15 protein-coding genes are annotated in these 13,473 nt (G+C 61.4%); 4 read left to right on the top strand and 11 right to left on the bottom strand.

Annotated elements, in window-relative coordinates; genetic code table 11:
- The first annotated feature begins 69 nt into the window (after positions 1 to 69).
- The 3 genes from ilvC to FGW20_RS05890 all read left to right on the top strand — a co-directional run bounded on the left by ilvC (position 70) and on the right by FGW20_RS05890 (position 2,476).
- Positions 70 to 1,059 (top strand): ketol-acid reductoisomerase, encoded by a 990-nt coding sequence (gene ilvC / locus FGW20_RS05900; RefSeq protein WP_301677158.1) that lies wholly within the window; start codon positions 70 to 72, stop codon positions 1,057 to 1,059.
- Positions 1,060 to 1,242: 183 nt separating this feature from the next.
- Positions 1,243 to 1,737, top strand: coding sequence for a flavodoxin family protein (locus FGW20_RS05895; protein WP_301677157.1), 495 nt, complete (start codon positions 1,243 to 1,245; stop codon positions 1,735 to 1,737).
- A gap of 121 nt (positions 1,738 to 1,858) precedes the next feature.
- Positions 1,859 to 2,476: a translation initiation factor IF-2 subunit beta gene (locus FGW20_RS05890; RefSeq protein WP_301677156.1), complete on the top strand. Its 618-nt coding sequence runs from the start codon at positions 1,859 to 1,861 to the stop codon at positions 2,474 to 2,476.
- Positions 2,477 to 2,483: 7 nt separating this feature from the next.
- Here the strand turns inward: FGW20_RS05890 and FGW20_RS05885 are convergent, their stop codons facing one another.
- The 9 genes from FGW20_RS05885 to FGW20_RS05845 form a co-directional block, all read right to left on the bottom strand.
- Entirely contained in the window at positions 2,484 to 3,095 is a 612-nt protein-coding gene (locus FGW20_RS05885; protein WP_301677155.1) for a class I SAM-dependent methyltransferase, read from the bottom strand.
- 6 nt (positions 3,096 to 3,101) lie between these two features.
- Positions 3,102 to 3,386, bottom strand: coding sequence for a DNA-directed RNA polymerase subunit L (locus FGW20_RS05880; protein WP_281768719.1), 285 nt, complete (start codon positions 3,384 to 3,386; stop codon positions 3,102 to 3,104).
- Positions 3,387 to 3,513: 127 nt separating this feature from the next.
- Entirely contained in the window at positions 3,514 to 4,467 is a 954-nt protein-coding gene (locus tag FGW20_RS05875) for a hypothetical protein (protein ID WP_214166484.1), read from the bottom strand.
- Between the two features lie 155 nt (positions 4,468 to 4,622).
- Positions 4,623 to 5,453, bottom strand: coding sequence for a hypothetical protein (locus FGW20_RS05870; RefSeq protein ID WP_074174875.1), 831 nt, complete (start codon positions 5,451 to 5,453; stop codon positions 4,623 to 4,625).
- 344 nt (positions 5,454 to 5,797) lie between these two features.
- Positions 5,798 to 6,799: an ABC transporter permease subunit gene (locus tag FGW20_RS05865; RefSeq protein ID WP_011844997.1), complete on the bottom strand. Its 1,002-nt coding sequence runs from the start codon at positions 6,797 to 6,799 to the stop codon at positions 5,798 to 5,800.
- Between the two features lie 39 nt (positions 6,800 to 6,838).
- The gene (locus tag FGW20_RS05860; protein WP_011844996.1) at positions 6,839 to 8,377 is read right to left on the bottom strand and encodes a M20/M25/M40 family metallo-hydrolase; all 1,539 of its coding nucleotides are present in this window, start codon (positions 8,375 to 8,377) and stop codon (positions 6,839 to 6,841) included.
- Positions 8,378 to 8,389: 12 nt separating this feature from the next.
- Complete coding sequence (locus FGW20_RS05855) at positions 8,390 to 8,851, bottom strand: hypothetical protein (protein ID WP_011844995.1); 462 nt, start codon at positions 8,849 to 8,851, stop codon at positions 8,390 to 8,392.
- Between the two features lie 420 nt (positions 8,852 to 9,271).
- Positions 9,272 to 10,060, bottom strand: a complete 789-nt coding sequence (locus FGW20_RS05850) for a winged helix-turn-helix transcriptional regulator (RefSeq protein WP_301677154.1) — start codon at positions 10,058 to 10,060, stop codon at positions 9,272 to 9,274.
- A 19-nt stretch (positions 10,061 to 10,079) separates the two neighbouring features.
- Positions 10,080 to 10,532, bottom strand: a complete 453-nt coding sequence (locus tag FGW20_RS05845; RefSeq protein ID WP_301677153.1) for a peptidase — start codon at positions 10,530 to 10,532, stop codon at positions 10,080 to 10,082.
- Positions 10,533 to 10,794: 262 nt separating this feature from the next.
- Here FGW20_RS05845 and dapF point away from each other — a divergent pair, with 262 nt between their 5' ends.
- Entirely contained in the window at positions 10,795 to 11,613 is an 819-nt protein-coding gene (gene dapF, locus FGW20_RS05840) for a diaminopimelate epimerase (protein WP_301677152.1), read from the top strand.
- Here the strand turns inward: dapF and radB are convergent.
- A complete protein-coding gene (radB, locus tag FGW20_RS05835; protein ID WP_301677151.1) occupies positions 11,600 to 12,277 on the bottom strand; it encodes a DNA repair and recombination protein RadB in 678 nt (225 codons plus the stop codon). The genes dapF and radB overlap by 14 nt on opposite strands.
- Positions 12,274 to 13,467, bottom strand: a complete 1,194-nt coding sequence (gene larC, locus FGW20_RS05830; RefSeq protein ID WP_301677150.1) for a nickel pincer cofactor biosynthesis protein LarC — start codon at positions 13,465 to 13,467, stop codon at positions 12,274 to 12,276. The genes radB and larC overlap by 4 nt, the downstream gene beginning before the upstream one ends.
- Positions 13,468 to 13,473: the final 6 nt, after the last annotated feature.

Here is a 13,473-nt window from a genome sequence, read left to right as displayed (position 1 = left end):
TCAGTGCACCACCCGGGTTCTTTGATATAATGTTTATCTGGTTTGCTACCCAATCGGGAGTGAGAACCTATGGTGCAAAAATACTATGAGTCCGATGCGGACCCTCGCACCCTGGAGGACAAGACCGTCGCCGTCATCGGTTATGGGTCCCAGGGTCGTGGCCAGGCGCTGAACCTGCGTGATTCCGGGTGCCGGGTCGTCATCGGCCTGAGGCCGGGCGGCAGCTGGCAGAAAGCATCGGAAGACGGTTTTGAAGTGTACTCCGTGGCCGAAGCGGTCAAGCGCGCCGACGTCATCCAGATCCTCCTCCCCGACGAGAACCAGGGGGCTATCTACCGCGCCGAGATCAGCCCCAATATCAGAGAGAACGCCTGCCTGATGTTCTCTCACGGATTTAACATTCACTACGGCCAGATCGTTCCCCCACCCACCGTCGATGTGGTCATGGTCGCCCCGAAAGGCCCCGGTCATATGGTCCGCCGGACCTACGAGGAGGGGAAGGGCGTCCCGGCCCTCATCGCCGTTCACCAGGACGCAACGGGCGGTGCGCACGCCATCGCGCTCGCCTACGCGCGGGGGATCGGTGCGACCCGCGCGGTCGTGCTCGAGACGACGTTTGCCGAGGAGACCGAGACCGACCTCTTCGGCGAGCAGGCGGTTCTCTGCGGCGGCGTAACCTCACTCATCAAGGCCGGGTTTGAGACCCTGGTGGACGCCGGGTATGCCCCCGAGATGGCCTATCTCGAGGTTCTGCACGAGATGAAACTCATCGTGGACCTGATCTACGAGGGTGGGTTCACACAGATGCGTGACTCGATCAGCAACACCGCCCAGTACGGCGACCTGACCCGCGGTCCCCGCGTCATCGGGCCCGAGACCTACATGGCGATGCAGGAGATCCTCGAGGAGATCCAGAACGGCAAGTTCGCGAAGGAGTGGATGCTTGAGAACATGGTGAACCGCCCGGTCTTTAACGCGCTGACGAGGGCGGGTGAGGAGCACCTGATCGAGCAGGTGGGCGCCGAGATCCGCGGGTTCATGCCGCAGTTCCGGAAGTAAGGCCCTCCTCTTTTTTCCGTCCTTCGCGTGAAACTACATCGCCGTCCTTGAACCGGTAACCTCACGCGAAGGCGCGAAGGGAAGTTGCCGGTACCTGCGCCGGAGTTCGTGTGAGGGCCGTGAGCATTGCTCCACGCGGCCCCACCCGATACCCGTTTATACCCGGCCGCGTCACCCTCCGGTATGTCCGTCTGCATCATCTATCACTCGGAGACCGGCAACACCCGGGCGGTCGCCGAACAGGTCGCCACTGCGTCCGGCGGCGATCTCATCGGGGTCAGGGACCTTGCGAACTACTCGAAGGTGGGGATGTACCTGAAGGGCGCTCGCCGGGCCATGAGGGGAGATTCTGCCGATATCGAACCCGCGGCTATCGACGTCTCCGGCTACGAGACAGTCGTCGTCGGAACCCCTGTATGGGCAGGAAACCCTACTCCCGCGATCAACGCCGCGGTCAACGCCCTCCGGGGCATCGAGGGGAAACCCACGGTCGTCTTCTGCACGTCGGGCGGGTCACCGCGAAGGACGCTTGATACGCTGACGGTGATGCTCGCGAAGAGGGGTGCCGACGTCAGGGGCGCGGTCCCGCTCACTGCACGCACCGCGAAGAGACCGGAGGCGGTGAAACCGCTGATCGATCTCGTCCGGCAGTCGCGAAGAGAGATGGCTGCTCAGTAACGCACCGCACGGTCTTCTGCCGGCAGCATATTGAAGACCTGGTGGGCCGCCCACCTGCATACGTGTGCGAGTCCCGGTGCAAGGTAACCACTTTTTGACGTCGCGCGATCAATAGTGAGGTATGAGCCCGTCATACGAAGACCTTCTGAAGAAGGCGTATACCAATATCACGGAACCGACGGAGTTCGAAGACCGGTTCACGGTTCCGACCGCCCGCGCCTTTATCGAGGGGAAGACCACGGTTCTCGAGAACTTCGCCGAGATCGCGAGTACCCTCCGGCGCGACCAGGATCACCTGATGAAGCACCTCCTCGGCGAGCTCGGCACCGCCGGCAAGGTGGAGGGGACACGGGCGGTCTTCTCCGGGAAGTTCGAGCGGGAGCAGATCAACACGATCATCAAGGGCTACGTCGACGACTACGTCATCTGTTCGGAGTGCGGGAAGCCCGACACCCGCCTGGTCAAGACCGACCGTATCCTGACGCTCAAGTGCGACGCCTGCGGCGGTCACCGGCCGGTGCGGAAGCGAAAAGCAATCGTCGACCCCTCTGCAGCGTCGAAGCCGACCGAGGGCGCGATCATGGACGTCACCCCACAGTTCCTCTCGAAGCGCGGTGACGGTGTGGTGAAGATTGATCGCTACACGATGTACGTTGCAAATGCAAAACCGGGCCAGACGGTGAAGATAAAGATCACCCGGATCGCCGGGACGATCATCTTCACCGAGCGTGTTGACTAAAAAGAGATCAGTCTTTCCTGATCTCCACCCAGAACCCTGCTTCTTCTTCCCGTATCCGGGAGCTGGCAACAGCGCTTGCCGCGAGCTCCCGGCGGAGCAGATCGGGAGTCGCCCGCCCGCTCCTCCGTGCGACGTCGCGGTCCCAGCTCGGGTTGCGCCGCCGCATCTCGGCAAAGATTTTGTCCCGGAGCTCGGCGGTCCCAAAGCTGCCGCCGACGAACGCGACCCCGCCGGGCCGGAGGACCCGTTCGATCTCCCGGAACGCCTGCACCCGGTCTTCCCAGAAGAAGATCGAGCCGCGGCTGACGATGAGTGATGCGGCGTCATCCCTGACCGGCATGCAGTGGACGTCGCCGATGACCGGGGCTACCCGGTCAGTACGTCCGGCGGCAGTCTCCTGCGCGATCCGCGCCATCGCCGGCTCGGCATCGAGCGCGATGACGGAGAGGTCGCTCTTCTCTGCAAGCGCGACCGAGAGGAGGCCGGGGCCGCTCCCGAGGTCGAGTGCGAGACCGTCCCGTATCCCGGACCACGCAAGCACCTGCTCAGCGATGACAGGGTAGATGGGGGCAAAGACTTCCCGGGCAATCCGGGTGAAGCCTTCAGCGCTCTTCTTCATGGCTCTCTACGCGGTCTCGAGGGCTTCCATCTGCTGGAGGAGTTCGCCGGCGTAGCCGGAGAGCCGTTTTGCCGCATCCGTAACTGCAAGAAGAGGGGGCCGGCCGCCGATCGTGGTGACGACGAGTTCGGGGTCGGAGAACTGGAATGCCTGCTTGTGGTGCGCCACGTCCACCCCGGGATCGTTGATGAGCTCGGCGGCGAGCGCGTTTACGTAGGTGTTGCCTTCGCCTTCAAAGAGGATCCGGGCCTTATCGTCGGTTAACTCCAGGAGTTTGAGTTTCATGGCCATACGCAACTATGTTTGGTTTTGTGAGGAGTATATAGGTATGGGTGGGTCCGGATCATCCTCCGCTGCGTCAGTGCTTCAGGAGCGCTGTGGCCGGGGAGCCATGCCGCGTGATGATCCCTCCCGGTCCTTATGACCCGTGCACGTCCGGCGCGACCAGGTCGCGGAGTTCCCTGCGGTCGCGCGATGTGTCCCAGACCCCGGGTTCATCATCTGCCCGCGTGATGATCATGGCCTCTGGATAATCTTCGAGATCCAGAAAAATTATCACCTCGTTTACCGTGACCACCTTCGGCGACCCGTCAACGAGATAACCTGTCTCAAACGTCGTGGGGATCGGGAAGTTCATCGCGACGTAGGTGCCGTTCTGTTTCATGGCCTCCAGTTCCTCCGGCGAGAACCCCGTCTTGTACTGAGCAGAGATGCACCGGATCTGCTCGCCGCATTCTGCTTCGATGGCGGGATACCCGGGGTCTTCCGGGTGGAGGAAGACGCTCAGGCCTCCTGCGCGGTGAATCTCGATGTAGGGGGTATCCTCCCCGGGGTTGTCTGCCGGACGAGGCGTCCAGTCCCCCGGCATTCCCGGCAACGCCTCGCCATGATCCAGTCCGAGGAAGAAACCTCTCCCAACCTCCCATCCCACACCCTCCATCCAGACAACGATCGCCTCTGCCGGCATGGTTCGATTGTCCAGGGCGGTAAGGTGCATCTTGAGGCGTGCCTTCTCCCCTATCCGAAGGGTGAAGGTGTCCGGGACATAGGAGACGCATACATCATCGGGCAGCCCGTCGGTCCGAACGACCCTGACATCAACACCGGTATCGGCTTCCGAGGAGACGACGATCGGGAGGGTTGCCGATGCATTTGATCCCAGAATGAGTGTCGGCGCTCCCGGGTGGTCGGCCCTGACTTCCTCGAAGCCCGAGGAGTTCCCTGCATCGAAATCAAAGAGGAAAGGAGGAGCGCCTTCCTTTCCAGGGGGAGCGTTGATGATCGGCTTATCCAGGATATCGGGCTGGAACGTGGGAGGGGTCGGTACTGGAGTCGCACTGTCAGGTCCTCCCTCGCTCGTACACCCGGCCATAAGAAGGAGACACCCTAGAATTGCAAGAGAGAGCAAAGGGGCCGACACTATCGTTTTAAGCCTGCTCCTTTCCTTTTCCATCATCTCTTCACTCATCCCGCTACGGGAACGTGCATTACGTCCCCCAATTTGCTTCCGGCACTCGCTACTACAGCCTAAAACTGACTTGCCGTCAGGCAATATGTCCATAGAACTGCCGAACCCGCGCTGTCCTGCCGCCTCTCTTCGCAGATACCATAGATAGACTGTGTTCCTTCATAACTTCCAACCCAGTCAACCGCATACTTCCCGGCGTTTCCCACCCGGCATTCACCCGGTTTCGGCCTGATCTTGCCCTGGTGCAGGATGAAGTCCTTGCTGATGTTGTGGCAATCCGGACCCGAAAACTCGAGTCCGAACCGTAATGTAACTGTATTTTCAACACCACGCATATCCCCATCGGGGGCGTACCATAGCAAGTTTGATGTGGAATTTTCGAACTCTACCCGGCTCCAAAAGTTCCGAAGGTTTGAGTCGTCGCCTATCCAGGTATCCTCGCGGTTTTTCGCAGCGCCCCACTGCCACCAGTAGTAATGATCTCTGCCCTGCTCGTCGGTCAGGTCTAACGCATAGAGAACCAGTGCATTGTCGGAATCTGCCAGGACCACGCCGTCATTGTTCCTGATCTCCAGACTGCCGCTCCATGCCGACACATACCGGATATTCGGCGTCGCACCCGCCCCCTGAGATGGACCGCGGGTTTCGTCAGGGATGTGCAGTCTTAATGCGCTCACGGCCTCCGAACCGTATTTCTGCTCCATTCTCCCGGCGTAGGCCATAAATTCATCTTCAGACATGCCTGAACTATTGGGGGCAATTCGCAGCGTTTCCTGAGCAGTACTCGTAGAGAGAACTGCCTCGGCACCCACCGCCAGCACGAAGGCTGCGCCTGCGATCATCAGCGCCGCAAACATTGCGCCGATTCCGGAAAGGAATTTTGGTTTCATGGTTCCACACCTCGATGCGTGCTCCGGGAGGCCGTGGAACCGCAACGGCTATCTCTGATGATAGCCAACAGCACCATTAGCCTCCGGGCACGCGGTGGGGGCCGGGGCACGACGCCAATCGAGACACCCGGCTCCCGCGGGATACCGCGTGCGGTATCACCGATGGAGACTTCGCTGTTCTTCTTTATACCGTTTCTCGGACAAACACCGATTCATCCGGGCGTTCATAGGCCTCAAGTCCAGGGAAAAGAGCGGGAGTGCAGGTATCAGAGCCTGATACTCCAGTGCTTTCCCCGGGGTCCAGGTGCAGGCAGAGTGCGTGCAGGGTGGGCCGCTCCCCGCTCTCACCGGATATCCATCCGCATGAACTTCCCGTACGCGGCGGCGAAGAAGACCGACGGGAAGACGATCAACGCCGCAACACCCCGCCAGATCTGGTCTTCGGCATCTTCCAGTGGCATACCCGAAGGATCGGCGACCGGCCAGACCACCGCATGATAACTCACTATTGGGGAGAAGAGGTTGACCGTATCAGTGACCACCTGTCGTCTGCCCCGGTATTCTTCCATCTCCCCGGTATGCTGCCTGCACTCCTCCTCGTATGCCATCCATACCGCTTCATCAACCGGACGCCCGTCCACGGTCACCGGCATCTCTGGTCTCTGCGGCGGGTCGCCCGCGACCACATCCCCAAGAGCCGTCCCGAAGACCGGCAGCAGGAAGGCGATAGCGAAGAAGAGTGCCAGGCCGTAGATCACCGCATGCCCGCTCTCCTTTGTGACGACCGAGAGGGCGAGAGCGAGGGCGAAGAACGCCAGCAGGTAGAGGAGCGAGGCGAACCCAATGACCCCGATAGCGGCAACCTCGCCCGCCGTCGGCACGATCGAGCAGACGAGGAGCACGGCAAGAGTGAGAGCGAACGCGGTGACGAGGGCAACCCCGAGAGCCGCAACCCCGCCGAGCGCCTTGCCGTTGATGACCTCGTCCCGGTAGACCGGGTGTGCGAGGAGGGTTTTGAGCGACCGGGACTCCTTCTCCTTTGATATCAGGTCAAACCCGGTCGCGATCGCGAGCATTCCTCCGAACGGCACCAGGGAGCTGACCAGATACCCGAAGACGGAGAGGATCGACGGCCGCTCAGGCATCATGCCGGGTCCTGCGGAATCTCCCGCTTCCTGTAACTGCTGGTTATACGACTCGAGGTTCTTGTTGTACTGGTCGATCCCCTGGTGCATGCCGAGCAGGGCAAACATCAGGAGCAACGCAAGGATCACCAGGAATTTCCGGCTGGTGAGGTGGTCGGTGAATTCCTTCCCGGCCACGGTGAAGACTCGTTCTGCTGCCATATCATTACCTCTTGTGTGTCATATGATCGTTCATTCTGCCTACCGCCTCCGCGAGATGAGGTACCCGACGGCAAGGAGCGAGGCGGCGACCGTGCATGCGACCGGGACCAGGGGGAGCGGGTCCTCAGGGGCTTGTGCCTCCCGCACAGCGCTGTTCTGGATGTAGTAACGCATAGGGTCGTCATACAATCGTCTGACGAGATACGTCGTCTCGTCATACCCTACGACATCCCCGCCAGCGACCGCCGCCACCTCGTAGCGGTGGAGCCCCGAGGCATGGATAATGGTATGCCCCCCCTCAAGCCCGGTGATCCAGATACCGTCGACGTAGCCGTCGACTCGGGTCTCTGGGTCTTCCTCTCGCGGGCCGTCGTAGGAGAGGGAGACAAACGGGGTGCCATAATGCTGCATTCCATACTTCTCGCGGTCTTCTTCCGTCCGCTTCCAGGGGATGCTGATACCCCCCGGCTGATGGTCGGACCCGGGGGTGTCGCGGCCGGTACCAGGCACGTCGGCCTCCAGGTCCAGGACGCCCCGGTTCCCGGCCGCATCGTAGGCAATGACCCGGACGCTATGCTGGCCCGGCGGGAGGGTGACCTGCCCTGATGTGAGGGCGCCAAAGTCGGTCCCGTCGACGATGAGGTGCGTCACCGCGGGTTCGGAGACGGCGTACCGGATCGTCCCGTCCTCCTCGACCGACCCTTCCACCGCCGGGGGCGTCGTGTCGTCTGCGGCGGCAAGGGTCCGGACCATGCCGGTCACCGCTTCGGTGCAGGACGCCGCCAGGGAGAGGTTCAGGGTCTCGGGGGTATCGTCCGGGGTATGCCGCAGGGTGTAGCCGCTGTTGTCGGTTATCAGGGCGGCGGGGATATGGTGCTCCCAGAAGCGCCAGTGGTCGCCCCCGAGACTCGATCCAATCAGATGGTTGATCGCCGGGGATTCGGGGACGGTGTCCAGTATCCAGCTGTACTGGGGGAGTGTATCGACATGGAGTTCGTCGCCGCGTGCAACGCAGTCGAGGTTGACGGCCGCGATGATATCCCCGGCAAGGTCCGCGTGGCGGTCCAGCCAGTCGGCGCTCCCCTGCAGCCCGACCTCCTCGCCGGAGAAGGCGATGAAGTAGACCGATCGGTCCAGGGATTCCGTCCGGAGCGCCCGTGCGACCTCAAGCATCACGGCGACCCCGGCGGCGTTGTCGTCCGCTCCGGGGCAGTCGGGACCGTAGACATCGTAGTGGGCGCAGACGACGACGATCCCCGGCCCGGAGCCCTTCTTGATACCGATGACGTTCTGGGTCGTGGCCGGTCCCGCATCCGTCTCGACGGCAAAGACCTCCTGCTGTACGTCATATCCGTCCTCCTCCAGTCTCCCGGCGATGTAGTCGGCAGCCGGTCCGTCGTCGAAGCCGGGGACCCGCTGGTAGTCGGTGAGCACCCCGATGATCTCGGTTAATGAATTCATATCCTCGGCACAGGCCGGGGTAGGTATCGTCGTGCCGAGGAGGAGCAAAGCGGCGATGATCGGGATCCCGGCAATGAGGGGGCCAAAAAGTTGGGAAGAGGAGGAATCTGCCGCCATTGTGGGTTATCCTTACACCAGGATGAGGTCCCCGCGAGCCGAGGCGCTCTCGGAACCTTCACTGCACGTGATCTCCCAGTGGTACGAACCGGGACTGGCGGGCGTAAAAGGTACCGACAGCTTGCCCTTCCAGTTGTTGTTGATGAGCGGAACGTCGAAAATGGACTTCGTGGCTACGGAACCATCCGGCCCTTCCAAGCGGAATTGGGCCGTTTGTCCAACTACCTCATTATAATCCCTGTATTCACAATCCACGTCGATCTGGTAGGTTACCCCGGGTATATAGGAGCCGGCGTACGTATCAGCTGAAGCAGTGCAGTCGATGCCTCCGTCCTCATTGATCAGGAGCGAGCCCCCATTAATGGCCACGGCATGCAGCCCGTTCTCAGCGCTGACCGACGCCACCGTCATACAGACGAGAAGCAGGCCGATGACGGCAACGGCACACGGTCCGAACATTTTTTTCTGTTTCATGATGTTTTTACCTCCGTTCATGCGTACCCGGGAGGCCGTGGAACCGCAACGGCTATCTCTGATGATAGCCAACAGCACCATTAGCCTCCGGGCACGCTGTGGGGGTCGGGGCACGACGCCAATCGAGATACCCGGCCCCCGCGGGATACCGCATGCGGTATCACCGATGGAGACTTCGCTGTTCTTCTTTATACCGTTTCTCGGACAAACACCGATTCATCCGGGCGTTCATAGGCCTCAAGTCCAGGGAAAAGAGCGGGAGTGCAGGTATCAGAGCCTGGTACTCCGGTGCTTTCCCCAAAGACTGGTGTGCAGGCAGAGTGCGCGCACCTTCCCACCGTAGTGAGCGTCACGGCGAACGATCGCCAACACGGGAGACCGAGGGAACACCGATAACATTCAGGGGTCTCTGAAACTCACCTACCGGGAGGGAACACCCCCGGGGCTGATCCATCCAGCGGGATCTGCCGCGCTCCGGGCCGGTTTAAGGCGGGTCCGCATATCCATCAGTATACGAGAATAGTTCTCGGCGAGAGTATACCGCACACATCGCCCATCCCTCTCTGCGATCACAACACCCAGATCTTCCAAGTATCGTAGGTGCTCATAAACTGTAGTTCCTGATAACTCGACGTTTTCTGCAATCTCTTCGTTGCATGCGCCTTGATTGAGATAGATTTCTGTTATAATTCTCCGCAGACTCTCGTTCCTCAGTGCGATGATGAGGTTCTCCTCCTCGGCCGAGTATGGGGCACCTGCAACAAAATAATGAACCCTCCCTCTTTCCAGTATCGTCTTTAAGAGACCCACGGATTCCATCGTTTTCATATGGTAATCAAGCGTCCCTCGCGTCAGAGGCACACGCCTCAATATCTCCCTGAAGTACAATCCCGGGTTCCTCTTGACAAATCTCAAGATCTTGCGTCTCTGCGGACTCTCAAGGGCGTTTTCTTTGCAAATCCGTTTGTACCCGAGGTATCCGGCGGCCTTCAACGGAATGAGGGTCTCGATCGGGGCTGCCGTCAACTGGGGAAATACAGACAGCAGCAGAAAGAGCCAGAGCGGTATCGGGTCTACCTCCTGCACCTTCTCGCCCGATATGGACATGCCGGGCTCTTGCCCGACGTTTCTTGAGGGCCGGACCGTGTATTCGGTGGCATCGGCAACCGCTACCAGCAGCACCAGAAAAAGGATCGAGAGGATAAGCAACCGGAGATGTCCACCGGGCCTAGTATTGGTAGAGGTTGAGGGTGTATGATCTCTCTGATGATACCTTCTCGCCGTATACATCGAACGTCCAGGTTCCATGGTCCACATAATTGCCATCTGGGTCAATGTCGATATGAATCTTGCCATCCATCATTCCGTCGCTACTGTCGCGGAACGTGCCGATCCTGCTTCCCGATGGGGCGTAGATGGTCAACGCCAGAGAATCGGAGGTCGAACCCCAGTTCAGGTATATTTCAAGGTATGCGACCTCACTCCCGACATAAAATTGGTGCCTGTTGGTCTCGCCCTGGCCGACGGTGTCGGAGAGCCCTAGCGTCGTCACCGGGTCATCCGATGTTGAAGGGCGGACCGTGTATCCGACGCCTTCGTTCGCCGATACAGGAGGCACGGCAAGGAAGGCAACGGCGAGCAGCAGGACAAAAGCCCCGTATTTTCTCTTTGCCGATGTCATAATGGATTGTTGTGACCTGTGTTTTATGAGTTTTATGGGACAAACACCGATTCTATTCTCGTCTCCGTCCGCTTCGAATCCCGGGAACATCACGGTATTCACCTCTCCGCCGGAACTGGTCTTCGGTCCTCGAATGCATTCTCCCTGGTGGATGCGCCTGTGCGGTGCACCATGAGGGGGGCCTGATCCCCGGCCCCGCATCCCCCACGAACCCCCACGGTTTATCACCCGCCGCTGCCATACCTACAGGAGAGGCTACATCATGGAGATCGCGTTCACCAAACTGCAGGGAAACGGCAACGACTTTATCCTGATCGATGAGCACAACGGCGAGGTCATCCCCGAGGACATGAAAGGAGCATTTGCGGTGCTCTTCTGCGACCGCAGGTTCGGCATCGGAGCCGACGGCATCCTCTTCCTCCAGGCATCCAAGACGGCCGAGATCCGGATGCGTCTCTTCCAGCCCGACGAGAGCGAGGCGGAGATGTGCGGGAACGGTATCAGGTGCCTCGCGAAGTACGCGTATGACGCCGGCTACGTGAAAGAGTCCTGCTCGGTCGAGACCGGGGCGGGGATCGTCCAGGTCTCGGCAGGCTACGCGGATGACGAGTTCACCGCGACGATCACTATGCCGACGCCCGCGTTCGAGCGGGGCGGTATCCCGGCCGTCGGGAACGGTGAATACATAGAAGAGATCCGCAACTTCACCGTGTATGCCGCGAACACCGGCGTTCCCCACGCGGTTGTCTTCGTTAAAGAGATCGGTGCAATCGATATCGCCGCCATCGGCCCGGCCATCAGGAACCACCCCTCCTTCCCTGAAGGCGCGAACGTCAACTTCGTCGAAGAGGCCGGCGGCGACACGCTCCGGATCCGGACGTTTGAGCGCGGCGTCGAAGACGAGACCGAGAGTTGCGGCACCGGCGCAACCGCATCGGCGGCGGTCGCCCATAACCTCGGCAAAGTTGGGGATACGGTGCGGGTCGAGACGAAAGGCGGCCCGCTCGTGATCCGGTTCGGAGAGACCGTCACGATGGAAGGCCCCGCCGAGACAGTCTTTGCGGGCGTTATACCGTTCTGATTCCGTCTTCGGTGATCACGAAGTCGAACGAGAGTCCTTCCGGCCGGGACCGGTGCTTCCGGAGCATCGCCCGCCGGACGCTATCCTTCTTTTCCAGCCGTATAATGGCTTTCGAGAGGTGTTCGAGCGCCGTCCCCCCGAGCCCCGCCACCCGCTCGCGCTCCACGTCCATGTAGATCTGGTTCGTGATCAGGACGGGGATGTCGTACTTCTTTGCGAGGCCCAGGAGTTTGATCATGTGATGCGAGAGTTTCCGTATCGCCTCCCGCCCGAGATCGAGTTCCGTCCGGTAGAGGGCGGTGGCCGAGTCCATCACCAGCAGCCCCACGGGGGCCTGGCCGTTCTTCTTGAGGAGCGCTTCCGTATCAGCGATCATCGCCCCCTGCTGGGAGAAATCGAGCGGTTCGAAGAGGTAGAGCCGGTCGGCGAGTGTCCCGGCGCTCTCCCCGGCGATCTGCGTAAAGCGCTCCACAGAGAATCCTTCGGTGTCGATGTAGACGACTGAGTTCCCGGCCCGGAGGCAGGCCACCGCCGCCATCAGGCAGAGGGTGCTCTTGCCGCTCGCGGGTTCGCCGTAGATCTGGGTGATCGCCCGCCGCTCAAGCCCGCCGCCGAGCAGGTCGTCGAGGCCCTGGCTTCCCGTGGTGACCCGGTCGGTCTTCATGGTTCGAGCACACCCCGCTCGACAAAGAGACGGCGTGCGGTTGCCTCGACCGTTCCGGCGATCTCCCGGAACGGGAGTCCGGTCTCCCGTGCGCACGCCGCCGCCTGTTCGTACTCCGCCTTGAACGAGACGATCTTCCTCTCGCACCAGCCGCATTTGACGTCGATCGTCGTCTCCTTCCCCCGCACGGTCACCGTGACCGGCTCGATTGTCCGTTCTGCGACGGCCCGGTGCACCATCGGGATGCACCGTACCCCAAGCGTCCCGAGTTCCCGCGCCATCACCCCTAGCAGGTGGTTGGTCGCGTCGGGGGAAGAGATCACCCGGACGAGGTGGCCGCTCCGCCCCTTCTTCATCACGACGGGAATGGCGCTTGCGTCCCGTGCCCCCTCTTCCATCAGGCAGCCGATCGTGTAGGCAAGAGTCTCTCCGGTGACGTCGTCGACGTTCGTCTCGAGGATGTCTATCCTGTTGCCTCCCGGGGCATCTTTAGTAGAGAGGAGCATCGACCGGAGGACGTTCGGCCTTCCCGGCGGGTTCCTGCTGCCCGCCCCGTAGCCGACTGCCCTGATCTCCACCGCCCCGAGGCCTTCGGGCTGGACGGTCGAGAACTCGGCGAGGAGCGCGGCCCCCGTTGGGGTGCAGAGTTCCCGCTCCTCCTCCCCGGGAACCGTCGCAAGATCCGATTCGGCGAGGACCGCCACGGTCGCGGGGGCCGGGATGGGGAAGGTGCCGTGCGCACCGACTGCAAACCCCCGGCCAAGGGCGACCGGGTGGACGGCGACCCCGTCGGGGGCGAGGGAGTGAAGGGCGGTGCAGGCTCCCACCACGTCGGCGATCGCATCGTCCGCACCCACCTCATGGAAGTGCGCCCCCTTTCCGTGGATGCTCTCCTCGGCCCGGTGTATCCGGAGGAAGACCCGCCGCGCCATCTCTTGAGCCGGGGCGGGAGCGTCGCTTTCGGCCACCCGGGCGAGCACCTCGTCGAGGGTGCGGTGCTGCACCGGGGCGTGCGTTCTCACCTGGACTGCCCGGATGCCGGAACGGTCTATCCGTTCTATTGTCGGTTCGCCGACGACGGAGCGCATGGCTGCCCGGACAAGCCCTTCGTCGGCCCCCAGATCGAGAAGAGTTCCGATAATCATGTCGCCTGCGGCTCCGTTGAAGGGATCGAAGAGAAGTACGTTCATGCGCCT

Origin of the sequence: Methanoculleus methanifontis, from assembly GCF_030464365.1 — an archaeon.
GTDB lineage: Archaea > Halobacteriota > Methanomicrobia > Methanomicrobiales > Methanoculleaceae > Methanoculleus > Methanoculleus methanifontis.
Note: the sequence above shows the minus strand (reverse complement) of the source record. Positions and strands in the feature narration are given on the sequence as shown.